This window comes from Geothermobacter hydrogeniphilus (assembly GCF_002093115.1).
Lineage (GTDB): Bacteria > Desulfobacterota > Desulfuromonadia > Desulfuromonadales > Geothermobacteraceae > Geothermobacter_A > Geothermobacter_A hydrogeniphilus.
In genome coordinates this window covers 56,144-80,583 of record NZ_NAAD01000004.1, presented here as the reverse complement: position 1 = coordinate 80,583, position 24,440 = coordinate 56,144, and the positions used below count along the sequence as shown (strand labels likewise).

Annotated in this window: 23 protein-coding genes; 15 read left to right on the top strand and 8 right to left on the bottom strand. The window is 59.5% G+C overall.

All coding sequences use genetic code 11. The features are described 5' to 3' along the window. Positions 1 to 245: 245 nt before the first annotated feature. The 3 genes from B5V00_RS04855 to B5V00_RS04845 all read left to right on the top strand — a co-directional run bounded on the left by B5V00_RS04855 (position 246) and on the right by B5V00_RS04845 (position 3,799). Positions 246 to 488, top strand: coding sequence for a hypothetical protein (locus tag B5V00_RS04855; protein WP_085009638.1), 243 nt, complete (start codon positions 246 to 248; stop codon positions 486 to 488). A gap of 191 nt (positions 489 to 679) precedes the next feature. Continuing rightward, a complete protein-coding gene (locus tag B5V00_RS04850; RefSeq protein WP_172399625.1) occupies positions 680 to 2,260 on the top strand; it encodes a PAS domain-containing sensor histidine kinase in 1,581 nt (526 codons plus the stop codon). Between the two features lie 51 nt (positions 2,261 to 2,311). Then, on the top strand, positions 2,312 to 3,799 hold the full coding sequence (locus B5V00_RS04845) for an SDR family oxidoreductase (RefSeq protein ID WP_085009636.1): 1,488 nt from the start codon (positions 2,312 to 2,314) through the stop codon (positions 3,797 to 3,799). Between the two features lie 177 nt (positions 3,800 to 3,976). On the opposite strand, the gene B5V00_RS04840 is transcribed toward B5V00_RS04845, so the two are convergent. Beyond that, positions 3,977 to 6,130, bottom strand: a complete 2,154-nt coding sequence (locus tag B5V00_RS04840; protein WP_085009635.1) for a thioredoxin domain-containing protein — start codon at positions 6,128 to 6,130, stop codon at positions 3,977 to 3,979. A gap of 133 nt (positions 6,131 to 6,263) precedes the next feature. Continuing rightward, the gene (locus B5V00_RS04835) at positions 6,264 to 7,079 is read right to left on the bottom strand and encodes a DUF4350 domain-containing protein (RefSeq protein WP_085009634.1); all 816 of its coding nucleotides are present in this window, start codon (positions 7,077 to 7,079) and stop codon (positions 6,264 to 6,266) included. A 72-nt stretch (positions 7,080 to 7,151) separates the two neighbouring features. Between B5V00_RS04835 and B5V00_RS04830 the strand changes: the two genes are divergently transcribed. Then, the gene (locus B5V00_RS04830) at positions 7,152 to 7,559 is read left to right on the top strand and encodes a hypothetical protein (RefSeq protein WP_085009633.1); all 408 of its coding nucleotides are present in this window, start codon (positions 7,152 to 7,154) and stop codon (positions 7,557 to 7,559) included. An 18-nt stretch (positions 7,560 to 7,577) separates the two neighbouring features. Here B5V00_RS04830 and B5V00_RS04825 read toward each other — a convergent pair whose 3' ends face one another. The 3 genes from B5V00_RS04825 to B5V00_RS04815 form a co-directional block, all read right to left on the bottom strand. Then, entirely contained in the window at positions 7,578 to 7,778 is a 201-nt protein-coding gene (locus B5V00_RS04825; RefSeq protein ID WP_085009632.1) for a hypothetical protein, read from the bottom strand. 54 nt (positions 7,779 to 7,832) lie between these two features. Further along, a complete protein-coding gene (locus B5V00_RS04820; protein ID WP_085009631.1) occupies positions 7,833 to 9,650 on the bottom strand; it encodes a zinc-ribbon domain-containing protein in 1,818 nt (605 codons plus the stop codon). Between the two features lie 176 nt (positions 9,651 to 9,826). Next, a complete protein-coding gene (locus B5V00_RS04815) occupies positions 9,827 to 11,611 on the bottom strand; it encodes a M3 family oligoendopeptidase (RefSeq protein ID WP_085009630.1) in 1,785 nt (594 codons plus the stop codon). 478 nt (positions 11,612 to 12,089) lie between these two features. On the opposite strand from B5V00_RS04815, the gene B5V00_RS04810 reads away from it, so the two are divergent. The 6 genes from B5V00_RS04810 (at position 12,090) to B5V00_RS04785 (ending at position 15,687) form a co-directional block, all read left to right on the top strand. Further along, the gene (locus B5V00_RS04810) at positions 12,090 to 12,677 is read left to right on the top strand and encodes an RNA polymerase sigma factor (RefSeq protein WP_085009629.1); all 588 of its coding nucleotides are present in this window, start codon (positions 12,090 to 12,092) and stop codon (positions 12,675 to 12,677) included. Further along, the gene (locus B5V00_RS04805; protein ID WP_085009628.1) at positions 12,674 to 13,132 is read left to right on the top strand and encodes an anti-sigma factor family protein; all 459 of its coding nucleotides are present in this window, start codon (positions 12,674 to 12,676) and stop codon (positions 13,130 to 13,132) included. The genes B5V00_RS04810 and B5V00_RS04805 overlap by 4 nt, the downstream gene beginning before the upstream one ends. Next, the gene (locus B5V00_RS04800; RefSeq protein WP_085009627.1) at positions 13,129 to 13,353 is read left to right on the top strand and encodes a hypothetical protein; all 225 of its coding nucleotides are present in this window, start codon (positions 13,129 to 13,131) and stop codon (positions 13,351 to 13,353) included. Before B5V00_RS04805 ends, B5V00_RS04800 begins: the two co-directional genes overlap by 4 nt. After that, positions 13,350 to 13,871: a DUF3106 domain-containing protein gene (locus B5V00_RS04795; protein WP_085009626.1), complete on the top strand. Its 522-nt coding sequence runs from the start codon at positions 13,350 to 13,352 to the stop codon at positions 13,869 to 13,871. The genes B5V00_RS04800 and B5V00_RS04795 overlap by 4 nt, the downstream gene beginning before the upstream one ends. 121 nt (positions 13,872 to 13,992) lie before the next feature. Further along, positions 13,993 to 14,505, top strand: a complete 513-nt coding sequence (locus tag B5V00_RS04790) for a GAF domain-containing protein (RefSeq protein WP_085009625.1) — start codon at positions 13,993 to 13,995, stop codon at positions 14,503 to 14,505. Between the two features lie 297 nt (positions 14,506 to 14,802). Then, positions 14,803 to 15,687, top strand: a complete 885-nt coding sequence (locus tag B5V00_RS04785) for a tetratricopeptide repeat protein (protein WP_085009624.1) — start codon at positions 14,803 to 14,805, stop codon at positions 15,685 to 15,687. Position 15,688: 1 nt separating this feature from the next. Here the strand turns inward: B5V00_RS04785 and B5V00_RS04780 are convergent, their stop codons facing one another. The 3 genes from B5V00_RS04780 to B5V00_RS17135 all read right to left on the bottom strand — a co-directional run bounded on the left by B5V00_RS04780 (position 15,689) and on the right by B5V00_RS17135 (position 19,264). After that, positions 15,689 to 17,362: an FG-GAP repeat domain-containing protein gene (locus B5V00_RS04780; protein ID WP_085009623.1), complete on the bottom strand. Its 1,674-nt coding sequence runs from the start codon at positions 17,360 to 17,362 to the stop codon at positions 15,689 to 15,691. A 196-nt stretch (positions 17,363 to 17,558) separates the two neighbouring features. After that, the gene (locus B5V00_RS04775) at positions 17,559 to 19,025 is read right to left on the bottom strand and encodes a hypothetical protein (RefSeq protein ID WP_085009622.1); all 1,467 of its coding nucleotides are present in this window, start codon (positions 19,023 to 19,025) and stop codon (positions 17,559 to 17,561) included. Between the two features lie 95 nt (positions 19,026 to 19,120). After that, a complete protein-coding gene (locus B5V00_RS17135) occupies positions 19,121 to 19,264 on the bottom strand; it encodes a hypothetical protein (RefSeq protein ID WP_172399624.1) in 144 nt (47 codons plus the stop codon). A 622-nt stretch (positions 19,265 to 19,886) separates the two neighbouring features. Here B5V00_RS17135 and B5V00_RS04770 point away from each other — a divergent pair. The 5 genes from B5V00_RS04770 (at position 19,887) to B5V00_RS04750 (ending at position 24,175) form a co-directional block, all read left to right on the top strand. Next, on the top strand, positions 19,887 to 21,305 hold the full coding sequence (locus B5V00_RS04770; protein ID WP_085009621.1) for a hypothetical protein: 1,419 nt from the start codon (positions 19,887 to 19,889) through the stop codon (positions 21,303 to 21,305). Positions 21,306 to 21,460: 155 nt separating this feature from the next. Then, on the top strand, positions 21,461 to 22,885 hold the full coding sequence (locus tag B5V00_RS04765; protein WP_085009620.1) for a hypothetical protein: 1,425 nt from the start codon (positions 21,461 to 21,463) through the stop codon (positions 22,883 to 22,885). A gap of 59 nt (positions 22,886 to 22,944) precedes the next feature. Continuing rightward, complete coding sequence (locus B5V00_RS04760; protein WP_085009619.1) at positions 22,945 to 23,214, top strand: hypothetical protein; 270 nt, start codon at positions 22,945 to 22,947, stop codon at positions 23,212 to 23,214. Positions 23,215 to 23,275: 61 nt separating this feature from the next. Next, complete coding sequence (locus tag B5V00_RS04755; protein ID WP_139800656.1) at positions 23,276 to 23,500, top strand: hypothetical protein; 225 nt, start codon at positions 23,276 to 23,278, stop codon at positions 23,498 to 23,500. Positions 23,501 to 23,926: 426 nt separating this feature from the next. Next, positions 23,927 to 24,175: a GSU3473 family protein gene (locus B5V00_RS04750; protein ID WP_085009617.1), complete on the top strand. Its 249-nt coding sequence runs from the start codon at positions 23,927 to 23,929 to the stop codon at positions 24,173 to 24,175. Positions 24,176 to 24,440: the final 265 nt, after the last annotated feature.

Here is a 24,440-nt window from a genome sequence, read left to right as displayed (position 1 = left end):
GCCAACCTGCCGGAAAACTGCCCGATCAGTTTCTCAGCGCGGTCACGCAAAAAGCTGCACAGGATAAGATTCCTCAGCCACCACGGCTTTTAGCAACACCTCTCCTCCCTTGCAACACAAAAAGGCCCGCCCGATTCGGCGGGCCTTTTTGTGTTGTCGGCAGAAAAAACCGGCGATCGATTGGCAGATCGTTATCATACCGTATACACTGTAAGAAAAGGGGGGCCAACCCGAGGAGGTCGGTTATGGGACAACGCATCGTTGATGACCCGATCACCCTGATCATTTCCTACTGTCACGCCAATCGCTTCGCTGCCGAACACCTCTATGCCCTGCTGGCCGAGCAGCGCCACCACCATCTTGAACTTCCCGAGGCGACCCTGGAGTTGAGCGACCATGACCTGCGCGAGTTCATGTTCAGGTACCGGACGGAAATCGAACCGGAGATCGACCGCTCCAGCCGCCGGAGAACTGACCCGCCGAACTGAAGTCAAGTCGGCCGGCCCCTCATTTCTGACAGGTTGACCAGCTTGACTTCGCCTGGCCGGAGGCTAGACTTTATTAATCTATATTCGGGCCTGAAACGGTGCAGATTCATATCGATTGAAGAGCCCCTTTCCTGCTGATTCCCTGACACCGAACACGCCGGGTCAGCATGACTGTTCCTTCAGGGGAAATAATGGAGCGAAGAACAAAGGAGGAACTCCGCGCCGAAATCGAACGGCTTCGTACCCAGCTGACCGTGTATGAAGCCGCTATGAAGAAAGCCGCCACGAACATTCATCCCCCGGCTGATCTACACCGGTGGCCACATCCCTGCCGCAAACAGCTCTCCCTTGAACGCGACCGATTCTATAAGGTTCTCGACCAGCTTCCGGCTCTGGTCTACCTGCAGGCCCCGGACTACTCGATCCCCTTCGCCAACCGGACATTCATCGACAACTTCGGCTCCTACCGGAACGCCCCCTGCTACCGGATCATCCACAACCGTGACACGCCCTGTGACGACTGTTCCACCTTCAAGGTCTTTGACAGCGGCCGGGCGCGCAAATGGGACCTGCACGACAAAGACAAGGATGCCTTCTTCGAAATCCACGAAATCCCCTTTGCCGACAGCGATGGCTCTCCACTGGTGATGGTCCTCGGCATTGATGTGACCCGGCGCAGAAAAACCCGCCTCGCCCTGCAGCAGAGTGAAGAGGAAAAACGCCTGCTGCTGGCTCAACTGGAAGCGGTCCCTGACGGCCTGGTGCTGTTCGACCTGGACGGCAAAATTCTCTGGAGCAACCGTCACGTGATGTCACTGATGAAGCTCGACAAGCCGCTGCAGCCGGGCCAGGTCTGTCACGGCACCATCTGCCGACATGCGGTCTGTACCGACTGCCCGGTACAACCCTGCATTGAAGAGGGGGTTTTCCAGGAACGGGAGCTTCTCGGCCAGGATGGACGCCAGCTCCATTTCCGCTGTTATCCCATCCGTAATGACAAGGGACGGGTTGAACGGGTCATCCTCAACATCAGCGACACCAGTCGAAATTTCAACCGGCGCATCAATCACCTGCGGGCTGGACAACTGGCCGCGATCGGAGAACTGTCCGCCGGCATCGCCCATGAAATCAACAATCCTCTGAACGGCATCATCAATTTCGCCCAGATCCTCAAGGACAACCCCGAGGTCCTTCGGCAACACCCGGAAATCCCCGAGCGGATGTTGTCGGAAGGAGAGCGGATCGCCCGTATTGTTTCCGGTCTGCTGGGCTTCAGCCGCGAACCGGACGATCAACTGCAGCTGATCGATCCCCGGAACCTGGTCCGGGATGTCCTGCTGCTGATCGAAACCCAGATGCGTAACGAGGGCATCCGCGTCGAGGTCGAGGTCGAACCGGAAACCCCGCTGATCCTGGCTCAGCCGCAAAAACTGGAACACGTTCTCTTCAACCTGCTCAGCAACGCCCGCCACGCCCTCAATGCCCGTTTCCCACTGCCGGATAAAGACAAACAAATCCGCATCCTTATCCGCCGACAGGGGAATCTGTTGCAGTTCAGGGTTGAAGATGCCGGCGTCGGCATTGACGCAGAACACCTGCCGCATCTCTGCTCACCCTTCTTCACCACCAAGCCCGAAGGCGAGGGAACCGGTCTCGGCCTGAGCATCTGCTGGCAACTGGTCAAGGAACATGGCGGGCAGTTGCATTTCAACAGTGCCCCCGGCCACGGAACCCGCGCCATTGTCGATCTCCCCCTGCAGCCGCCCCGGTAGCTCATTCAGGCCCGCGCTTGCCCCCGTCTCCCGGCATGGGATAATGGGAACATGAACGACCGACAACCCATCCTGGTGCTCGGCGCGGGCGGTTATGTCGGCGGTCGCCTGGTACCGCGGCTGCTGGAAGCCGATTGTCCGGTCAGGGCCCTGGCGCGTAATCCGGCAAAAATCGCCAACCGGGCCTGGGGCACCCATCCGCTGCTGCAGATCGAGCGCGGCGATCTGCTCGACGGTGAGTCCCTGCGCACCGCCGCCATGGGTTGTCGAGCCTGTTACTACCTTGTTCCAGCGATGACTCCATCAACAAAGAACGCCGCCGCTGAACGCAGGGCGGCGTGGAATTTCATCGCCGCCGCCGAAGCAGGAGGCCTCAAGCGGATCATCTACCTGGCCGGACTCGGAGAAGAAGAGGCCGATCTCGACTCCCGGCTCGCCGCCCGCGCCGAGGTCATCCGTATCCTGCGGGCCGGCCGGGTGCCGACTACGGTCCTGCGAACCTCGATGATCATCGGTTCAGGCAGCGTCTCGTTTGAAATCCTCCGCTACCTGGTCGAGCGGCTGCCGGTTATGGCCACGCCGAACTGGGTCGACAGCCCCTGTCAACCGATCGGCATCCGCAATGTTCTCGGCTACCTGGTCGGTTGTCTCGACCATCCCGAAACCATCGGCCAAAGCTATGATATCGGCGGCACCGAGGTTCTCAACTACCGGCGCCTGATGCGTATTTACGCCGAGGAGGCCGGCCTTGTACGCCGCCTGATCCTGCCGCTGCCGATCTGTTCCCCCCGCTGCTCCGCCTGCTGGATACAGCTGATCACGCCCGTTCCCGCTGTCCTCGCCCGCCCCCTGGTGGAAAGCCTGTCAACACCTTCCGTCTGCCGCGATCAGCGATTGCAGGATCTGGTTCCGCAACCGCTGTTCGATGCCCGGACCGCTATCCGCCTGGCTCTGGAGCGCCTACGCGGCAGCCAGGTGGAAAGTTGCTGGACGGATGCCGGTCCCATCCCGCCGGCCGAATGGGGCGACCCCGGCGACCCGGCCTGGACCGGCGGCACGTTGTTCAGTGACCGCCGTGAACTGATCGTCAAGGCGGATATCGACCGCGTCTGGCAGGCCATCATCCGCCTGGGCGGCGCAACCGGCTGGTATGCCTGCAATCCTCTCTGGCGGCTGCGCGGGCTGCTGGACAAACTGGTCGGCGGCCCCGGCCTGCGCCGCGGGCGGCGCGATCCCGACACCCTGCTCATCGGTGACGCCCTCGACTTCTGGCGGGTTGCCGACCTGCAATATCCCCGACGACTGCTGCTGGTCGCTGAAATGAAGCTGCCCGGAGAAGCCACGCTCGAATTCCTGCTGCAACCGGACGAAAACGGCACCCGGGTGGTGCAGAACGCCCGGTTTCGGCCGCGCGGTCTTTCCGGTCTTGCCTACTGGTGGGCGGTCTATCCCTTTCACCATTTCGTTTTCAACGGACTGTTGCGCGGTATCGGCACGGCCTGCGGCGGGAAAAACCTCTCCGGCCCCCGACGGCTGTAAAACGAGCGCGTTTCCCCCAAATCCACCGGCTGTTTTGCGGACCGGGGGTGGCGGAACGGGTGGAGATGCGAGACACCGTGCCGATTCTGGCGAAAACGTAGTTGAGAACCGAATCGGTGAAGACAACGAAGCGGGGTAACGGCAGGCGAATCCCGAAATTGCCGGTGGATTTGGTTTTCAGGGACGACTGGCAACGGGAGGCTTTGCCAACCGCGCCGCAACTTCCGCCGGATCGGTCAGCGGTTTCTGACAACTGAAATCACGGCAGATGTAAACCGTCGGTCGGCCGCCGAGCATCCGCATCCCGGCACTGTGCGGCGCAAGATCCGCAAGCAGGGCCGACTGCCCGGGAGGCAGCAGTAACAGGCTGGTTTCGGGAAGGTAACGGTGCTGGAGAATGTCAAGCAACTGTCCGGTGGTATCCGCTTCGGGCGGGCCGACCAGCACCACCTGACGGGTCGGCTGCAGCAGCAGCATCGCCCCCTGCAGCAGCTGGGCATAACGGGTCGGAGAGTCGGACACTTCCGCGGAGAAACGTGCGAGCAATTTTCGCGCCGGCCGTTCCCAATGGTCGTCTCCGGTCAGCAGGTAGAGACGGGCAAGTACCTCAAGGGCGACACTGTTGGCCGACGGCAGGGCGCCGTCGAACAGTGACTGCGGCCGGGAAACCAGCTGTTCGGCATCATCCGCGGTATCATAAAAGCCGCCCCCGGCGGCACTGAAGCGGTCCAGCAGCTGCTGGGCCAGGGCCGTTGCCTGCCGCAGCCGACGCGGATCAAAATCAGCCCGGTAGAGATCGAGCAGGCCGCGGGCGAGAAAAGCGTAATCCTCGGCGAAAGCCGGGATCGCGGCGTCCCCTTCCCGCCAGCGTCGCAGCAGGCGCCCCTGCCGGTCACGCATCCGCTGGTGGATGAAATCGGCAGTCCGCTGCGCCGTGCGCAGGTAGACCGGGGCATCGAGAACCCGGCCGGCACGGGCAAAGGCGGAGATCACCAATCCGTTCCAGGCGCTGAGCACCTTGTCATCCCGCTGCGGCCGAACCCGCCGGTCGCGCGCGGCCAACATTTCGGCCCGGTCGGCGGCCAGCCGTGCCCGCAGCTGTGCTTCCGTCATCTTGTACTCGACGGCCAGGGAAGGCAGGGACCGGACCAGGTGAAGAATATTCATCCCCGGCTGCTCCCCACGGATATCGGCGGCAAAATTGCCCTCCGGCGCAACCCCGTAGGCAGCGGCGAAGAGAACAGCGTCCTCTGCGCCCAGCACCTTCTTCACCTCCGCCAGGCGCCAGAGATAGAACTTGCCCTCGACCCCCTCGCTGTCAGCATCCTCGGCAGCGTAGAATCCACCTTCCGAGTCACGCATGTCACGCCGCAGGTAGTCGAGAATCTCGCGCACTGTATCGGCATAACGCTGCCGACCGGTCACCTGCCAGGCCTCAAGATAGGCCAGGGCCAGCCCGGCCTGGTCGTAGAGCATTTTTTCAAAGTGCGGCACCAGCCATTCGCGATCGGTACTGTAGCGATGAAAACCTCCGCCGAGCTGGTCATAGATACCGCCGCGGCGCATGGCGTCCAGGGTGGTCGTCACGATATCGAGCAGCCGTTCATCACCGGACTGCCGGTAACGGCGCAGCAGGTAGGTCAATCCATGGGGGCGGGGAAACTTCGGTGCCTGACCGAAACCACCGTAGCGGGCATCAAAACTGCTCTTGAAACGGGTATCGGCCCGTTCGAACAGCTCCGCGCCGAGATCCGTGGCAGCCGTTCCCCGCGGCCGGTTGAGTCGCTCCAGCAACTGCCGACCACTGTCGCGGATATGTTCCGGATACTGCTGCCAGCGCGCCGCGATCTGCGGCAGCAGTTCGAGCAGACCGAGACGGCCGTAACGGGATTCCTTGGGGAAATAGGTTCCGGCGTAGACCGGTACCTTTTCCGGCGTGAGGATGACGGTCAGCGGCCAGCCGCCGCTGCCGGTCAGGGCCACGGCGACCTGCATGTAGACCTGGTCAATATCGGGACGCTCTTCACGGTCCACCTTGATGGCGACAAAATCGGCATTGAGCAGGGCCGCCACCTGCTGATCCTCGAAACTCTCGTGGGCCATGACATGGCACCAGTGACAGGTCGAATAACCGATGGAGAGAAAAATCAGCTTGTTCTCCCGCCGGGCGCGTTCAAAGGCTTCTTCTCCCCAGGGATACCAGTCAACCGGGTTATGGGCGTGCTGCTGCAGGTAGGGGCTCTTCTGCCCGATCAGGTGATTTCCGGTCGCCGCCGACAGCGGTCCCGGAAGCAGCAGGCCGCAGAGCAGACAAAGCAGAAAGCGACGCATCAGGGTTTACCTTTCACCTGAAGCAGTGAGTTCCTGTTGGATGGAGAGTGCACGTGCTTGACCTGAAGGGGATTTCCAAAAATCTGAAGCGCACCCCCAGGTTCGCTGGTGATTTTTGGGAAACTCAGGCAGATCAATGACTTGTGCTGTCCGCCAACAAGGGACCCACGGATTCAGGGTTCAAAGCCAACTGCGGCAGCGGACGCCTTAGCAGCCAGCGGACAAGGTTGTCGGCCAGCTGCCGGTTTTCAGGCAGAAACCGATTCTGGAAAATCGCGTCATCGGCAAAAACAACAAACGCCCCCTTTCCCGATTCTCCGACCACCACCACGCCGAAGCTCTGCACCGCGTCATTGCCGTTGAGGCGCTGGTCGCGGTTCAGATCGACCCAGGCCTCCGGCCCGGTCCGGGCAATAACCCGCGCCCGCTGATCCGTGTTGATCAGGGCCCAGCCGCCGTAGAGGTTGAAGCCCTGCAACCCGCGGGTCAGGGGATGGTCGGCGAAATCAGTAACCCGGAAGTTGAGCGGATCACCGTTCAGCACCTGCTCCCGCTCGCGAATCACCCCGTTGGAAAAATCGACTCCCAGCCGGTAGAGCAGGTCGCCGAAGGGAGGAGCAATATGCAGCATCACCGCCAACCGGCCGCCGCCACGCAGGAACCTTTCGACAGCATCAATTTCCTGACTGCGGTAGGGTTTAAACGCCCCGGAAAGAACCAGCACGTCCACCTGTTCGAGCATACCGCTGTCCAGGGCTTGCCGGCCGGTTTCAACCCGGCCTCCCTGCTCGGCCAGCAACCGGGCGAACCCGGTCAGCTGCAGCGGCCCCGGCCGGTCGACAGCGAATCGTTGCCCATGTCCCTGATCGAACCAGATTCGCGGTGGACCGGCGGCGAAGAGCAGGGAGGGGAAAAGGCAGATGACAAAAATTGTTATCAATCTGGACAAGGGGGCTTCTCCTCATGGTCGATCCGGCAGCGAACCGGACATCCGGGCTATAATGGGTTACGAGGTGAAACGATGAAACATTTATTTCTCTTGCTCGGCCTGCTGTCGGCGCTGGCGGGAAGCGCCTGGGCGGGAAGCGGCAGCACCGGCGAAAGGCAGCACATCCCGGATCCGGAAAACAACATCCTGCAACTGGCCGATTCACGCCAGGGCGGCCATGGCGGCTACTTCGGTCATTCCCGCAGCGGGGGAAAGCACCTTTACACTCCGCGCCACCAGCGCCGGGATGATCATTATAACCGCCATCAGCGCCGCTACGACAGCTATCGTTACAACGACCGCCACGATGGGCGGGGCTACGGTTATTATAACCGTTATTACGGTTACCCGGGATCCTCTTACGGCGGAACGATCTGCTGGTCCGAACACGCCGTAAGTATCTGCTTCAACAACTTCGGTTATGGCGGCAGATACTGGTAAAAACCGGGGAACAGGAGCTCAAAACGGTTCGGGATTGCAGAGGCCGGCGGCGATGCCGGCATAGGCCCCGCAGTTACGACAGGTGAAGTTCGCCTCTTCGGTCAAGTGGTCGACATCCGCCATCCGGCCCAGTTCCATCAACCGGCAGAGATGGAGCTGGTGCGCCTCCCCCCCGGGACAGCCCGGCTTGGGCCCTTTCTTTTTCATATCCGACATCATCGAAGACTCCTTCTCGAGGGAGAATCAACCACTGGCGAAGCAGGGGCCGCTGTTTCAGGATTCCGGCAACGTCAACCTGAACGGATAATCCTTCTTCACCAGGGTTCGGGCGACGTAGAGGCGCACACTGAAAACATCGCCCTGGAACAACCAGGTGCGGGTAACACGGCCATCCTGCTCACTGGAATGGCTGCCGCCGGGGGCCAGAGGCTTGCCCGCGGCATTGTAACCGACCACCTGCAACAGATTGTCGCTATCGGCCAGTGCGAGAGTTACGGCCGGGCCTTCAAGCTTTTTGTAGCTGATATCGTGCCCGGCGACGGTGTAGTCCCGGCCCATCATCGACGGCGTCAGGTCAACCACCTCGATCCCGACCGGCAGCTTCAGGTGAAGCACGCCACTGATACCGCGCAGGTCCTCCTCATCGGTCCCCCTGCGCAAATAGACATCCCGCGTTCCTTCCAGGTAGCCGGCATCGGCAGAAGAAGCCTGCAGGGTCACCCGCCGAAAGAACTCCTTCTCAAACATGCTGGTCGCGTCATAACGGTCGGCGCCATCACCATCTGTCACCCGGTCGATACTGATGCTCACGGCCCGGTCACGAACCAGGGCCAGGTTCGGCAAATCGGCCAGCCTGACCTTGAGCCAGAGATGAGGCGTGCTGCCGCCATCCCAGAACCGATCGGCAGCCAGGGCCGCCGGGCCGACGCTGACCCCGCCCGGAGGCACTTCGATGCGCGTCCGCTTGAGCAGCCGGCGCATCTTCCGACGACTGATCCTGACCGCGGCGGGCGGCTCCTGGCCAAGTTTTTCCTCAATCACCGGCGGCGGGGTCCAATTCTGGACGGATCGGGACACCAGTCCATGTCCGATTTTCCAGGAGAGAACCCAGCCGTCCAGGGCACTCATCCCGCCGATCATCCAGAAAGCGACCGGCAGGACCAGGTAGCCGAGAGCGGCAACCGCCGGCCAGCGAAGTCTGGTACCGGTCTCCCAGAAAGAGGGAATCTTTTCCCGTGGGGCCTCGCGGAGGTCGCAATAGAGAAAATACTGGTAGACCAAGGTGAAGGGAAACAGGAACAGTGACAGCAGGTCGCCGACCAGCGGTATCCAGCCAAGCACCAGCATCAGCAGAAAAGCGCTGACCCAGAGCACCAGCAACCGCAGCAGCACCGCCCAGAAATATCCGCGCACGTATTCGCGGCTCTTCAGCAGCGAATCCATACCGCGATCCCCCTCCGCCGCCAGGATGTACTGGGCGAAGAGGAACCAGGTCGCGAACAGCAGCCCGGGAACAATCAGCAACAGTCCACCGCCGCAGACAATAAAGGCCAGCAGGCTGAACATCCAGCAGAAGGCCCAGTATTGATCCCTGGCGGCGGCGAAACTGGCCTTGAACCCCAGTTCACCATCCACCGTCGCGTAGATCATCGCGATCATGCCCCAGGGCATCAGCATCATCGCCAGCAGGATGGCAACCCCGACCAGGATCAGGCTGCCGAGACCGGGGCCGTTTCCCAACCCGGCACTGACCCCGATCACGACACCGGCACCGACCGCCGGAACCATCGTCATCAGAATCGTAACCAGGTAGATACCGAGCAGCAGCCAGATCCGCCGCCGGTAAAAGGCCCAGCTGCGGGCAAACAGATCGATCACCGGCGGCAGTTCAAATGACGCGGGATCCGGTTCCGGCGCCGCGGGCTCACCGGAGCCTGAAAGCGCGGATCCTTCCCTCACCGCCAGAACGCCGGGATCGAACAGGAAACTTCCGCCGCACTTGCGACAGCGCAACCGTACCGGCCGGTCGGGGAGTTTCTCCTCCGGCACATCCTTGCTGAACCGGCAATGGGGGCAGGTCAGGGTTGCCACGCTGTCATCCTTCCGCTGAAATCCCTGGATCAGATTCGCTGATTCAGGTCGGAATGAAAGTTTCATGCCGAAGCGTCAACCAAAGCGGAGAACGGGAGCAACAGACGATTGCAGACCTGTTTCCGGCCCGCCAAAGACAACCGCAGTGACGCTGCCGGTCACCCCCATGAACAATCTCAGTCGAGGACTGCCCGCAACTCATCCAGCAGTCCACGCACCACATCGTAGCCCTTCTGCCAGAAGCCGGGGTCGGCCAGGTCGATGGCAAAGGGATCGAGCAGCGCCTGCGGCCGGTCACTGCCGCCGCTGGCGAGCAAATCAAGATATTTCGGTACGAACGGAGAACCTTCTTCAAGGTAACGCTGGTAGAGCGACAGGGTCAGCAGTTCACCGAACACATAGGAATAACAGTAGAAACGGGCATGGATGAAATGGCTGATGTAGCTCCAGCCCCAGCGATAAGGTTCGATCATCTCCACCTTGTCGCCGAACAATTTCTTGTTTTCGTCCCACCAGAGCCGACAGAAGTCATCGGCGGAGAGCAACCCTTCACCGCGTTGCCGGTGAGCCGCCAGTTCAAAGCGGGTCAGGACATTCTGACGGAAGGTGGTGGCGATAATATCCTCGATCTTGGCGCACAGCAGGGCGATGCGGGTCTCCCGGTCCCGCTCATGCTGCAGCAGGTGACGGGTCAGCAGCATTTCAGCGAACACACTGGCGGTCTCCGCGAAGGGCAACGGCGCGTGGAAATGAAACAGGTGCTGTTTCTGCGACAGGGTGTAGTGGACGCCGTGACCCAGTTCGTGGGCCAGGGTCGAAACATCACGCAGGGTGCCGGTGAAATTGGTCAGTACATACGGCAGTCGTCCCGGCATCATCCCCATGCAGAACGCCCCACCGCTCTTGCCGGGGCGCGGCAGCAGGTCGATGCGCCGCTCGTCGAAAAAGGCCGCCGCCGCCTCGGCCAGCCGCGGAGAAAAACCGCCGAAGGAATCCAGCACCAGGCGACGGGCCTCATCCAGGGAATAGTGCTTTCCTTCCCCGCCGACCGGCGCATAGAGATCGGTATTCTTCAGCGTCTCGTATCCGAGCAGCGTTTTCTTGAGGGCGAAATAGTCCTGCGCCAGGGCATAATTCTGCTCACTGACCTCCATCATCCGCTCAACCATTTCCGGCGCCGTCTCACTGGCAAGATGGGTCGGCGTCATCAGGTCGGGATAACCGCGCAGCTCCGCCTCCCGGCCGTGATCAAGGAGGATATTATTGAAACAGGACGTCAGCACCAGTGACTGCTCGGCATGTTTCCGCAGAAAGGTGCTGAACGCTGTTTCCCGAACACTCCGGTCGGCATGGTAGAGCAGGCTGAGCAGCTCCTCACCGGTCACCTCCCGCTCATCCTCCTCTCCCGGCATACGGAAGGAAAAACGCAACCCGGCACTCAACTCGTCAAACAACTGAACAAACGCTTCGCGGCCGGAAAGATCCTTGCGCTTCAGCGCCTGCTCAACCTCTTCGCTAAGCGTATAGGGTGTATGAACACGCAGTTGTTCGAGATAGTGCCGATAATCGGCAATCTCCGGATCCTTCACCAGTCGACTGAAATGCTCCTCGTCGATACGCAGAATTTCCAGTTCGAAAAAGAGGGTTTGTTCACTGATTGCGCTCCAGGCCTCGCGCACCCTGGCAATCAATGCCTTGTGCGCGTCCGGTTCACTGTCGGCGGAAAACAGCAGCTGGGCATAGAGGTAGGGAAGCAGCAGGGTCTGCTGCAACTCCCGATAGCCGCGCAGCGCAGCCGCCAGCAGATCGGCGGACAGACTGTCAGCGGCAATGCGACCACGAAAATCGCGACGAAATTGTTCGGCAACAGCGGCGGCATCCGCCAGTGCCCGCGACAGCTCCGGATCATCCGGACCTTTATAAAGCGGGGAAAGATCCCATTGCTGATCTGCTTCACTCATCTGTTCAACTCCTGCACCAAGGGACAAGAGGGACTGTCCCTGCGGGGGACAGTCCCTTTTCTGATTCCGGGACACCAAAACCATCCAAAGTGTACGGGCTGATTTTAATCTGTCAATTGTAAACCTTCTCTGAAGATCTGCGTCCAAAGAAGTAAGACGTACCTGAATCAGTAAGCCTGTCACCGGCACAAACCCACGGATTCAGGCAACAAGGAGGTCCCATGAAACGCTGCCCCATCTGCCATGCGCCGCAACAACGAGAAGGCCGCGTCTGTCCCGGCTGTGGTCACCGTCCGCAGCGACCCGACCCCCGGTCACAACCAACCCGAACCATGACCCGGCCGTTACGGAACGGATAGAACCAACGACGATGAGTACTCTCCAGATCTCTCAAAAGCTCTTGCACACCGGATACTTGCAAAAGCGTGATACAGCAGCTCCGGTTGACAGTCCGCCGTCGGACCGCTACTCTCGATCGATGGTCGAACGCAGCGAACAGATCCTGCTGGAACAGGCCCGCGCCGGCGATGAAGAGAGTTTCGCCCGCCTGGTGGATACCCACGCCGGCAGGCTGATCAACCTCGGCTGGAGGATGACCGGCAGCCGGGAGCAGGCCGAGGACCTGGCCCAGGAAGCCTTTCTGCGCCTGCACCGCTCACTCGGCAGCTTTCGCGGCGACAGCAGCCTCTCGACCTGGCTCTATCGCACGCTGTCACGTCTGGCCATCGACCACCTGCGCCGCGAAAAGCTGAAACGAAAGATCTTTTTCTTCCGCGGCGCCGACAGCGAACAGGCCGACCCGGTCGATATCGCTCCCGATCCCGGAGCCGGCCCGGGGGAAGCCCTGCTGGCGATGGAGACCGGGCAGCGGGTACGCCGCGCGCTGCAGCAGCTTTCACCCCAGCAGCGCGCCGTTTTCACCCTGCGCCACGACGAAGGACTGTCGCTGCAGGAGATCGCCGACGCCCTGCAACTCAGCCTGGGGACGGTCAAGGCGCACCTGCACCGGGCGGTCACCAGCCTGCGTGAAGAACTTCATGATTTACGGGAAAGGATCGGATCATGAAACGAACCGACTGCCAACCGGAACTTCTCACTCTGTACCATTATCACGAGCTGGAAGAAACCGAGCGCCAACGGGTTGCGGATCACCTGGCCGACTGCTCCGCCTGCCGGAAGGAACTCGAAGAGCTTAACCGGGTGCTGCGACTTGCCGATACCGGACGCCTTGAGATTTCAAACCTCGAACGCCAGCAGTTCACGCAACGGGTGTCTGCCGCCGGCCGCGGGCGAAAACGTTCACGTATCCCGGCCTGGGGCCTGGCATTGAGCAGCGCAACCGCTCTGGGTCTGACCCTGATTCTGCTGCGTCCCGGCATCACGCCGCAACCTCAGCCCCCGCAGCAGCAGAGCAGCCCGATTTTCGCTGATATCGATATGCTGCAGAATTTCGATATGCTCGATGACCTTGACCTGCTGGAAAATCTCGACCTGCTTCAGGAAATGGGAGACCTTGGATGAACCGACTGTCCGGACTCGCAATCCTGCTGGCGCTGCTGCTGCCGCCGGCAGCACTCGGCAGCGACTCCAATGATCAGCCGCCGGCAGCACAGGATCAGCAGCAGACCAATCCACAGCTTTCCAAAGAAGACCGGGACGTGATCGCTCAACTTGAATTACTTGAAATGCTCGACATGCTGGAAAATCTCGATACGGTCGCGGCCATGGAGGATGCTCAATGAAACAGTTTTCGATCATAGCCCTGTTTCTGACTTGTCTACTGTTGGCCGTCTCTCCGGCCGCCCGGGCCGTGCCGGTCACCGGTCAGGACTCCGCCACCGCCGTCCAGCGGAATGATCCCGCCTTCCAAAAGGCCCTGCAACGCTGGCAGCAGATGACCCCGCAACAGCGGCAGCTACTGCGTGAACGCTACCGGGCCTTCAAGCGGCTCTCTCCCGAACAGCAACAGCGGGTTCGTCAGCGGCTGCAGCGCTTCCGTCAACTGCCGCCGGAAAAACGCCGGCTGCTCCGCCAACGCTACGAACGCTTCCGCAAACTGCCGCCCGCCCAACAGCAGAAATTGCGCAAACTCTACCGGCGCATGCAGGAGCTGCCTCCCGACCAGCGCAAACAGTTGCGCCGGGACATCCGCGAGATGCGCAAACTTCCGGCCGAACAACGACACCAGCGTCGCCAGGAATTGCGTCGTCGCTATTTCGACAGCCCCAGACGGGCACCGCGTCGCGGCATGCATCGCTGAACGGTTGAGAGCCAAAGGGGACAGTCCCCTTAGAAGAGGGGGACTGTCCCCCTCCAATGCCCCCCCCTCTGCCCACCACCTTCACTTGTCACCCGTCTCGTGATACGCTAAACTGCGCACCATGAAAATCAGTGACTTCTGCAGCCGCCTCGAAGATCGTCTCGCCACCCGCGCCGCCGGTGAAGGCCGGATCGAACTCGTCGTGCAGGCTGTTCACAAGGCCTTCAACGTCAGACCGGATGAAGTTGCCCTTTTCACCCTTGACGGAGCAACCAGCGTCCTCTGCTTTCTCTGGCCGCTCAAACTGCGCAGCAGCGGCTTCGTCCCCCTCTCTTCCAGTGACTCTCTGGCCGCCCGGACCGCCCGCGACAACCGTCCCTACCTCAACAACCGCTTCGCTTCGGCCCAGCACGCCTCTATCTTTGAGTCGATCCGTCTCAGCAACAATCAGATCGGCAAACCCGAGCCCATTCAGAAAATCATCAGCGCCCCCTTGAGTATCAAGGGCGATGTCAAGGGCGTCATCCAGGTCTGCCGTAAAGGCAGCGACCCCGCTAAAGCCGGCCCCAACTTCAGCCCGGAGGAACTGGACGCCCTGGCCGAAATCGCCCGAAGCATCGCCCGCTACCTCTGAAACCTGCTTTTTCTCCCGGAGGCTCTGAACCCGTCCCCATTTCGTCTGCCCCCTGAAGAATGAACGATATCCGCTCCCGTGCCACGATCCCGGCATATTTCACCCCCGCAAACTGGAGATTATTCTCCAACCCTGATGAATAATAATCTCCAACAAGCCCCTTCGGACATCCGCAAAGAGCCGTATCAGCGGCTTTTCCCTCTTGGCCTGTTTCTGGCAGATCCCTCTATTTCGGAACAAGGCTTTGCAGGACCGGCAGAGCGACCATGAACGCGTTCTGATGGGAGGGACAAAGTTATGCTCATTTCAACCAACACCGGCGCAGCGATTTGCCTGCTGCTGTTGATGACCGCGGGAACCGTTACAACATCTTCAGCGACAGCATTGCTGTCGGAGGAAAACAACCAGACCCTGGCGAGGGTCAGCATTCCTTCACGAGATGCCGACCAGAGAAAATTCGCACCGGGGGATCTGTCGATCTCCGACAGCAACGGGGAGCGGCGGACCGGAGCGACCCCGGACAGCCTCAGGAACTCCTCAAAGGATCAACCCGCAATCGAACGTCAACGCCTGATGCGTTCTGCGATGCGTGGCGACCCGATGGCCCAATACCTGATGGGCCTCCAATACCTGAAGGACAGTGGATTCAGACACAACCATCCCGGCAAGGCTCGCTACTGGCTGAAACGGGCGGCATTGAACGGCCTGCCCGCGGCCGAGACGGAATATGGACTGATGCTTTTTCGGGGCGAAGGGGGAGCGATCGACCGCAACACGGCCATCACCTGGCTGAAGAAAGGGGCGGCGCATAACGACCCGCGGGCCGCTTATGCGCTCGGACTGATTTTCAGTCAGCCGGCGTACGGTCTACCCCGGCAGCCGGCCCGAGCGGCCCGGTACTTCACCCTGGCAGCCCGCAACGGCCTCGCCGCGGCGCAGTACTATCTTGCCAAGGCCTACCTCGATGGCAACGGCCGCCCTTACAGTCCGGCGGCGGCATTCGCTTGGCTGCGCCTGGCCGCCCGGCAGGGAGATTCGGATGCTCTCTCCCTGCTGGGCCGGACCGAAAATCAGATTGAGAAGGACCGGGACGAGGAAGCCCTGCAGGCGGTTAAATGCAGTTTTGATGAACCGGCCCTGGTGGCCGACTGTCTCTCGCCCGGAAACCGCAGGACTAACTGAGTCAGTGACGGGAAAGGACAACCAATCCGGAAACCGCCTTCTGGAAAAATCCGGGCTCGCGGTAGAGAACCGCAACCAGTAACCGGGATCCATCTCCCGACTGATCAAGCGGGTCAAAATCGACAACCATGCCGCCGAGGGGCCTGCTCCGATCAATCTCGTCCAGAGAGGCGCCGTTCCAGGCCAGCTCCACCATCGTCCCTTTTCGATAACTGGGGTTGTTGCCGAACACCCCGGGATCATCGTGCCGGGAAACCAGCAGTGTCCCCCGCACTGTCCGCAGCAGGCGGGAGCGGAAGAAATACATCTTGAAATCATCGGGATTCTGCCGCCCGGGTTGCGCAACCTGAATTCCCCGGGTCGAACCACCGAAACGATCGGAACTCTCCCAGCGAACTTCGCCATCGCCATTGCGAACCTGGATCCGCCCACTCGGCGACAAAAGGGCCAACCAGGACGCACCGTCCCCGTCCGTAAACCCGACAACACCATAGGGCTGGTCCGGGCCGGTCAGGCTGCAGGGGGTTCTCAGCAGCTGTCCGTTCGCCAGGGTGACGGTATAAAACTGCGGCTTGCGGTTCATCAACTCAGTCGAATCGAGCCCGATGACGACGGCCTTGCCCTGAGCCGGCTGGTAGATGGAAAGCAGCATGGGGGCCCCGGCGATCCGGGTCAGACGACCATCGGCGAACCGATAGACACGGGCATCGGCACGATCCTCCTCCAGCAGAGAGGCAATGACTTCCAGCCGGCCATCGCCGTCGAGGTCAAACAGAGACAGGTTGATCAGTTGCGGATCGGCGGAAAAGACCGTCCGGGAGACCTCGCGGAATTTTCCGTTTTCCAGGTGACCAACCAGCAGAGCATGGTCGAACCCGACCAGAACGTCCGACCGGCCGTCGCCGTCCAGGTCGCCGGCGCGCACGGCAGCGATCGCACCCTGTTCGTCAAGAGCGATCCGCTCCGCCTGCCAGGACGGTTGCCGACCTTCAGCGACAGCGACAGACGGGGCCGCCACAGACGGCGCGACAACCGGAGCGCTGACCGGGCGGCCGGCAACCACCGGCGCCGCCGGCGCGGGCAGAACCTGTCGCTGAACAAAAAGGATCTGCTTGTTCCGGTTGACAACCGTCAGACTGCCGTCTTCATAACGGATCTGCAGCGCGGGGCCATCCGCGGTCAGGGGAGACGACCCTACGCGATAATCCTGCCAGAGCAGGTGCGGCAGTTTTTTCCGCAACGCCTGAAAGACCGGAAACCCGTCACCGGAGGCATCCTCGAAAAAGATCGGAACATTCTCGAAACGGCGGGCGCTGCTCCCCTCTTTGACCGATCCGGTCCTGCCGACCACCCGGCAGTAGCTGAGATTCGCCTTGACCCGATCCGCCACCAGGAAACCGGCATAATCGGTCAACGTGTCAACCACCTCCCCGGTCCGGGGATTGCGGATCTCTTTTTCGGTCTTGACCAGGGCCAGGATATCACCCGGAGCCAGTCCGTCGGCAGCCCCCTTGTCGATCAGAACTCCCTTCTCAACCGGCATGATCACCTTGGCGGTCAGGGGGGCAAAAAAATCGGTCAGATTCGCGCCCGACTCGGCCCGAACGATATCCGGGCAGACCAGGCTGGCGGCAAGCAGCATAATGCTGCAGAAGAGAACGGCAAGAGACTTCATCAGCAACTCCGGGGGGATTGGGTCGGCGGCCGCTTCCGGCCGGGACGGTTGCAGGACTGAACTGCCTCGCGACAGACGTCGATCATTCTAAACCAAATCACGGTCAATAAAAAGGGGGCCGGCAAAAGCCGGCCCCCATCCTGATCTCCTGTCGAACGAACTCTCTCCTGCAAAAAGGCCCGTTCTTTCAGGTATCCTAGAAGAACAGGGTCGCCTTCAGGTAGACTTCATAGGGATCATCAATGTCAGTGGTGGCCGTATTGGCCGCGGTGCCGCCGCCATTGTTGTCATAGAAGTCGCCGAGGCTGGCGTAGGAGCCGTTGATCGACAGGTCAAGCTTCTTGGCGAACCGGTAACCGACGCGCAGATAGACTTCGGTGCCGAGCTCGGTACCGGCACGGTCGGTACGGGGATCGTTGGCGGCCAGCTTGTCTTCGAGGGACGAGAAGTAGCCGACACCGGCCTTGATGTAGGCATTCTTCATCTGCTCCGGAGTGTAGGCACCGGTCAGGATGACACTGCCGAGACCATAACCGGCCCAGGCGGCATCAACCATGGCGAAGCCGTACTGACCGACACTGTTCCAGGCGATGTCCGGGGTGAAGATCATGAAGCCGTCGGTGGCGAAGGCGAAAGATTCGGTCGCCAGCGGGTTGACGATGAAGTCGGCGTCGCCGTCGGCCAGGTTGTCGTCACCGGAGAAGTAGGTTCCGGCCAGGGCCAGCTTGAGACCACCGAAATTGGTGGCGGCCTTGAGGCGACCGGCGAAGCCCTGAACATCCAGGTCTTCGGTCAGGGTGGTGGCGGTGTTGTTGTTGATGCTGTCGGCGGTACCGGTGCTGAACTCGAGCCAGCCACTGAGGACGACATTCTCAAGACGATACTCGGCATGGCCGTTGAAGTAATGCAGATTCATGTCCTGGCGGTTGGCGGTCCAGTTACCACCGCCGCCGTTGAAGGCGAGAACGGCCGCGATGTCGGCGGTACCGAGGAAGGTGGCGTAGCCCTGGCTGCCCTCATTCTGGTAGTAGTAGTAGTCACCACCGAACTTGAAGTTGGCATTGGGCTTGAATTCAGCCTGCAGCGCCCACAGGGTGACATCGTCCAGCGGCGACGGTGCAGTACCGTAGGTGTCGCCGTCGATCAGCTTGAACCAGCCGGCGGTGAGATCGGCGCCGCCGAGCTTGGCCTTGTACTTGACGCCGGCCATGTCGGCGGCGAAGAAGGAGTAGTCGTTGTGGTCAGCAAAACCCTGCAGACCGACGCGGAAGCTGGAGGTTGAATCGGGCACCTTGACGTCGAGGTAGGCGTTCTTGGTCTCGAGGTTGGTGGTGTCAGCGCCGATGCCGCCGCCGTCGTTGCGGCCGGCATTGGAGTACTGCTCATCGCCCCACTGGAAGTCGACTTCGAGGTAGTAGGTGAAGGAGAGGTAGTCGTTGATCTTGGTGTCCAGCTTCATGCGCAGCCGCTGGTCAACCAGGTTCTGGCTGCCGATCTTGGCGGAATCGTCCAGGGTGCCGACGTAGTTGTTGGTTGCCTTGAAATTGTCACCGATGCCGCGCACGTTCAGAAAACCGCTCAGCTTGGACTCCAGGGCCAGGGCCGGTGCCGCCATCAGGGCGACCATGGCCAGGGCCAGCAGAATTTTCACAGTCTTGTTCAATGTTGCCTCCTCAATAGATTTGATACGTTGCTTATTTCAGATACAGCAGTGCAGGTCTAACTGTATCCCTCCAAACAAATAAAAATGAATCTTCCTTAACGACCGTGTGGCGGGAGTTCGAACTCGTAACCGCAAGCCGGGCACTTGACCCGAACCTTTTCACTGCTGGCTTTCTGCGCGCAGGCCGCCAGAGAAAGGGCGAGAACACCAGCCACGAGCAAAACCACAAGCTTCTTCATCCTGTTACCTCCTTTGTAAATGGGAAAAGGTCCAAACTGCCGTCGAATCTAACAAAAACCTAAAATTTTGGCAATATCAAAAATCGTTTTATTTTTTCGGGTCCGTCAATCCTTTTTCCGGGCCGGGTTTTGCCGGGACGGGCCCCCACCTCTCTTTCCGCCTCCGAGCAAACGGCGCAGCCTGACACAGGGGACCAAATATCAAGACACCTCATCCACCAGCCCTCACATAACAGATATATCTTCTTTCTTTCAACCATCTTCGGCAATAAAATATCGTTCTGCCGCATCCGAACAAAAGAGGACCGATTTCGTTTCAACAATAAATATTAGCAATATCTCAATATATCTTCCTATTTGAATTGTCCGCTTTACGGCAAGTTACATGTTTCTGTGTGTCCTTTTTGATAGCGCCAAAAAAAATAACAATGTTATCTTTTTGACGCTATCATCATTTGACCGTCTTCGTTTTGTTTGCTAGATTCTTTATTCAATTCCTCAATCTCGGCTCGACACAATGAAGAAAATTCTGAACCCGATGTTATTTTCACCGGGCCCGGAGAAGGTCTTCGCGCCCGACAACCGTCATCCTGACGGAATTTACATTCAAGGAGGCAGAGACATGAAAAGACTGGGCATTCTGGCATCATTCCTCGTGACACTCCTGCTGGCAGCATCACCGGCCCTGGCCGAAATTCAGTTCTTCGGAACCGCCAGGGTCATCCCGACTTATTACAGTAACTTTGACTTTGACGACAGCAAACCTGATGCGCCGGCGCTGAATGAGGGCGGCTGGGCTTCCGGCGAACACATTCGCGGCGAACTGCGCCTCGGCTGGAAAGCAGGCGGCGACAACTGGCGGGTCAAGATGATCACTGAAGCAGATATCATTTTCGACAAGAACAACGGTGACCGCTCCTTCTACACAGGTGCCGAAAATGCCAACGGCATACCGAATGCAGGCGGCGAGTTCGGCATCGAGCGCGCCGAAATGGGCTACACCTTCAGCAAGGCTCTTGACCTTTCCGCTGGTTGGGATATTCGCTACCTCGACCTGAAGACCGGCGGCCTGCTGTACGGCGATGACCACCCATTCATTGGCCTCAAAGGGTCTCTGGGCGAAAGCACCAAGTACCAAATTCTCTATCTGGCCATTGAAAACCTCGACAAAATCGGTTTCGCAGACACCCCGACCACTGACGACTGGCGCGCCTACAGCCTCAAAGTCGATCAGAAACTGGACTTTGGCAGCACCGGCAACCTCACCCTCAGCCCCCTGGTCGCCTACAGCGACAACCAGAAGAGGGACTCCAAGGTTCTCTACTACGGCCTTGAGTCGCTCGGCTCCCTCGGCCCCGTGAAAACTTCCTTTGAAGTCATTGTCGCTGACGGTGAATTCGGTACCGCCAATGCCAACAAGGACATCAGTTCCTGGGCGCTGTTTGCCGGCGTGGAACTGCCCGTCAACAAAGCCTTCAAGCCTTATGTCGCCTATCGCTTCACTCAAGGCGATGGAAACAAGGATGACAACGACGTCGAAGGCTTTGTGGGCATCACCGATATCGGCCGATTCACCCCGCTGATGGGGATGGACGGCAACATTCTCGGCGAACACCTCGCCTCGGGCGCCAGTCCCTATGGTGCATCGCTGTATGCCTACGCTCCTGAGCGGGCGGTCGGCGGCAACGTCTATGGGGGCATCGGCAACGGTGGTTCCGGCAACAACCCCGGCCAGAGCCTGATCGCCTTCGGCACCAAAGGGGATTTGGGTGACTATATCCCCAACCTCTCATACAAAACCCAGGCATTCCTGATCTGGTATGACGATACCGGCAACCTGACCAACCTGAAGAATCCGGGACAGAAGGTTGATGACTACGCCGGCACCACCTTCGACCTGCAGGCGAAATACACCTTCAACAAACATTTCGCCATCGACTACATCTTTTCGACCTTCATTCCCGGCGACGGCCTTGAGGACCAGGTCAATGCCGACGACACCGCCTATGTCAATATGCTTAACATGGCCTGGAAATACTAATCGACCGACCACTCCGCAACAAAGGGTACCTTCGGGTACCCTTTGTTGTTTACACTGCATTTTCTATCGAGGAAAGATGACAAAAGGTCTATGATAAGTCATGATTCATGACATGAATCGCCTCTTTACCATAATCATTGTTCCGGAGAAATATGATGAAAAAAATGCGTGCCCTTTTCGTCATCTACCTTCTGCTCCTAGTCGGTTTTGCTGTCCCGTCATGGGCCCAGACCTTCCCCAATATTGAGCCGGCCCTTCAGGCATGGCAGGGTGAAAAGGAAGTTCAGATCACGGGAGATAAAAATGACCCGTTGGCGTCTGATCTGCTGCCCCTTATCGAAGTTTTTCTCAAGCACGGCTTTGCCGTCAGAACCACATCCGGCGTCGGCATGACCAAGGGACTGAACGCAGAACTTCGTTCCACAGCCGGCGAAACCATGATCGTTCTCAAAAGAAATTCCGATCAGGCAATCATTGCCCTGGACCACATCCGCAGCAAATCGGAAAACGCTACCTCTTCCGCAGCCTCCGAAGTGCCGGCCACCACCAGGACATTATCCTCTACCGCACACAACCGCCCCACGAACGCATCCAGGCACGCATCCAAGCACGCACCCATTGCGCTTGAAACAAAACCTGTCGCCCTGGTCCAGGCCGATCCCGAGAAAAATATTTTCGCCCTGCTCTCAACTCAGGGAATTATGCTGATCCAGCTTCAGGGAACCCACCTTCGCACAATAGCCAGACAACCACCTCCGCAAGATAACTTCCGCCCCCTTACTCTAAGCAGCGGGGACCTGAATGGTGACGGCCACTTCGAACTGGCGGCCACCTGGGCCGAAGACATCCACGGCATTTACGAGGGGACTGACAGCAGAATATGGACACAATTTCTTGAAGTTCAACGGGACAAGCTTCAACTTCTTGCCCTGCAGCCCGGCTACGTACGCCTCTTTTCCTCTTCGGGAGCCGCCCAGCAGCGCGGGTCGTTCAACGCCTTCTCCGGCCCCGTCGTCAGCCTGGAGTTCAACAAGGGAAGAGTTAAGACAGGGAAGCCGGCACCCTGGGCCGGCAGAAATCTCTTTGATCTGACCCCCTTCACCAACCAGTATGCCTTTGTCTGGCTGGAACCCGGAAAATCGGGCACAGTCTCCCTTGCCGACAAGAAAGTCCACGGCAGGCTCCTCGAGGACTTCGGCACATCTCCCTTGACACAGGTCGCAGTCAAACTGGAAGATCCTGTATTTCGTTCCGGCTTTGCCAAAGAAGACCGTATCATGGAAACCTATGTCGAACTCCCGCCACGAACACTACGTCTGGGGTCGGCTATTCTCACCATTCAGCACGGTCGTAAACCAGACTCCTTTTTGCGTGGCACAGCAGAAGGAACAGACCAACTGGCACGCATCCGCATGAAGGGCGAAGAAACGCTCCTTGATCACCCCTATCCCGCTGTCGAGGCCTTCATCCTTGACTTTGCTCCTGTCCCTGACAAGAACGAAGTAATGCTTCTGCTTCTCAACGAAAAAAATGACGGCAGCGGACGCGCCTTCATGCTCTACCAGGAACAGAAACCATGACAAAGCCTCCCTCACCAGCTTCATGTAAAATGAGATAGACACGTTGAGACGGCAATATTATGCGCATTTCCATGACCCTTTTTATCAGCATCATATTGGCAGCATGCGCCGGACCTCGCGGTTCTTGGGAATGGCAACGCGCCCCGGACGCAAGTGAAGTGCGGAACGTCGACACCGATATCTGGGAGTGTGAAATTTTTGCTGACGAAAATGACGACGATGTCGTCTGGAGACCCGCCAATGGACGACCTTACGGTGAATGGGGAAATTTCAACTTTGAATGGTGCATGCAGGAGCGCGGCTGGCGCCTGGAGTTCATTACCGACTGAGGCATCCCGGCGAGTCGCCCTGGCTGTTCTTCTGCTCTGCCTGATGCTGCTGGGCGGCTGCGTGGACAGCGGCCGCTGGGTGTGGCGTCAGGTTCCGGGCGGGGAACCCGGTCGTGACCTGAGAAGCGACCTCTACGACTGTGAAGACTATGCCGATGAAGTCAGCACCAACGGCCCGCCCGACGAGGTTGTTTTCGCCCGCGAATTCGGCGGATGGGGCAATACCGATGTCGAGCGCTGCATGGCGGAACGACATTGGCGCCTTACCCTGGACCGACAGGAATAGTCATCGGAGCTTACCGGCATCAACACCATCTGCGAATTTGGCACGGAACCTGTATAAACTTCGGGTACCTCCATACAATTCGCCTCCAGTCCTGAGCATGACAGAAAAAGGCTCTTTTTTTCTTCCCCTGTATCCCGGACGCCCCACCCCGCTGTCAACCTCGTTTCCCCGCTGCCCGCACAGATCTATCCCACGGTCGTTTCCCTCCGTCTGTCTCCGCGGCCGACCTCAGCAACAGAATCACGATCGCAACAACCTGTGGAATATTCCACGCTCTGCTGGGGATTATTCTCCAACAGACTTGCTGTCCACGGCTTACCCCCCCGAAATAAGCACTTATTGATCTGGCATTCAAATTGCTCCTTTACACCTTACAACTTACGTGTCCACTGCCGGGCGCCTGAATTTCAACCGGGGAGAGTCACCATGATGATTCGCATCAGATATCGGGACGGTCGTTTTGACATGGTCAAGGCGAACCAGATTGATTCGCTGCTGCGGTCGGGAAAGATCAACGCCTTCCGACGCGCTGACGGTTGGGCGGAACCCGACCGGGTTCCACTGCGGGGATATGCTGCCGATACCTATTATCTCGGATATGACCGTCGGGCACCACAGGGTCCGGCGCCATCTTCAACCGCCGTCATGGCCGAAACCGGGGAAACGGAGCAGTGAATGATTCTATGAATTCCTGTCCCGGGTGTGGAGGAATACGGCAGCAGTCACGGGACTTCTGCCCGAGGTGTCGTTCACTTCTGGAGTTCGGTCAAGAGGGGTTCGAAGAACGGGATCCGACGGCTGCAGCCAGGCCGGGCAGGCATCTGCTGCTCGCCGGCCTGCTCACCGCAATTCTTGTTCTTGCCGGACTGAATCGGGGGGATTTTCCCTGGTCAGACTCGGCCGGTTGCCGACAGGCGGCCTGCCCTCCGACAACTGAAAA

What these genes read in the sequence shown, in the direction of transcription:
- B5V00_RS04855 (WP_085009638.1), top strand. Translation starts at nt 246, where the DNA reads ATGGGACAACGCATCGTTGATGACCCGATCACCCTGATCATTTCCTAC.
- B5V00_RS04850 (WP_172399625.1), top strand. Translation starts at nt 680, where the DNA reads ATGGAGCGAAGAACAAAGGAGGAACTCCGCGCCGAAATCGAACGGCTT.
- B5V00_RS04845 (WP_085009636.1), top strand. Translation starts at nt 2,312, where the DNA reads ATGAACGACCGACAACCCATCCTGGTGCTCGGCGCGGGCGGTTATGTC.
- B5V00_RS04840 (WP_085009635.1), bottom strand. Translation starts at nt 6,130, where the DNA reads ATGCGTCGCTTTCTGCTTTGTCTGCTCTGCGGCCTGCTGCTTCCGGGA.
- B5V00_RS04830 (WP_085009633.1), top strand. Translation starts at nt 7,152, where the DNA reads ATGAAACATTTATTTCTCTTGCTCGGCCTGCTGTCGGCGCTGGCGGGA.
- B5V00_RS04825 (WP_085009632.1), bottom strand. Translation starts at nt 7,778, where the DNA reads ATGATGTCGGATATGAAAAAGAAAGGGCCCAAGCCGGGCTGTCCCGGG.
- B5V00_RS04815 (WP_085009630.1), bottom strand. Translation starts at nt 11,611, where the DNA reads ATGAGTGAAGCAGATCAGCAATGGGATCTTTCCCCGCTTTATAAAGGT.
- B5V00_RS04810 (WP_085009629.1), top strand. Translation starts at nt 12,090, where the DNA reads ATGGTCGAACGCAGCGAACAGATCCTGCTGGAACAGGCCCGCGCCGGC.
- B5V00_RS04805 (WP_085009628.1), top strand. Translation starts at nt 12,674, where the DNA reads ATGAAACGAACCGACTGCCAACCGGAACTTCTCACTCTGTACCATTAT.
- B5V00_RS04800 (WP_085009627.1), top strand. Translation starts at nt 13,129, where the DNA reads ATGAACCGACTGTCCGGACTCGCAATCCTGCTGGCGCTGCTGCTGCCG.
- B5V00_RS04795 (WP_085009626.1), top strand. Translation starts at nt 13,350, where the DNA reads ATGAAACAGTTTTCGATCATAGCCCTGTTTCTGACTTGTCTACTGTTG.
- B5V00_RS04790 (WP_085009625.1), top strand. Translation starts at nt 13,993, where the DNA reads ATGAAAATCAGTGACTTCTGCAGCCGCCTCGAAGATCGTCTCGCCACC.
- B5V00_RS04785 (WP_085009624.1), top strand. Translation starts at nt 14,803, where the DNA reads ATGCTCATTTCAACCAACACCGGCGCAGCGATTTGCCTGCTGCTGTTG.
- B5V00_RS04780 (WP_085009623.1), bottom strand. Translation starts at nt 17,362, where the DNA reads ATGAAGTCTCTTGCCGTTCTCTTCTGCAGCATTATGCTGCTTGCCGCC.
- B5V00_RS17135 (WP_172399624.1), bottom strand. Translation starts at nt 19,264, where the DNA reads ATGAAGAAGCTTGTGGTTTTGCTCGTGGCTGGTGTTCTCGCCCTTTCT.
- B5V00_RS04770 (WP_085009621.1), top strand. Translation starts at nt 19,887, where the DNA reads ATGAAAAGACTGGGCATTCTGGCATCATTCCTCGTGACACTCCTGCTG.
- B5V00_RS04765 (WP_085009620.1), top strand. Translation starts at nt 21,461, where the DNA reads ATGAAAAAAATGCGTGCCCTTTTCGTCATCTACCTTCTGCTCCTAGTC.
- B5V00_RS04760 (WP_085009619.1), top strand. Translation starts at nt 22,945, where the DNA reads ATGCGCATTTCCATGACCCTTTTTATCAGCATCATATTGGCAGCATGC.
- B5V00_RS04750 (WP_085009617.1), top strand. Translation starts at nt 23,927, where the DNA reads ATGATGATTCGCATCAGATATCGGGACGGTCGTTTTGACATGGTCAAG.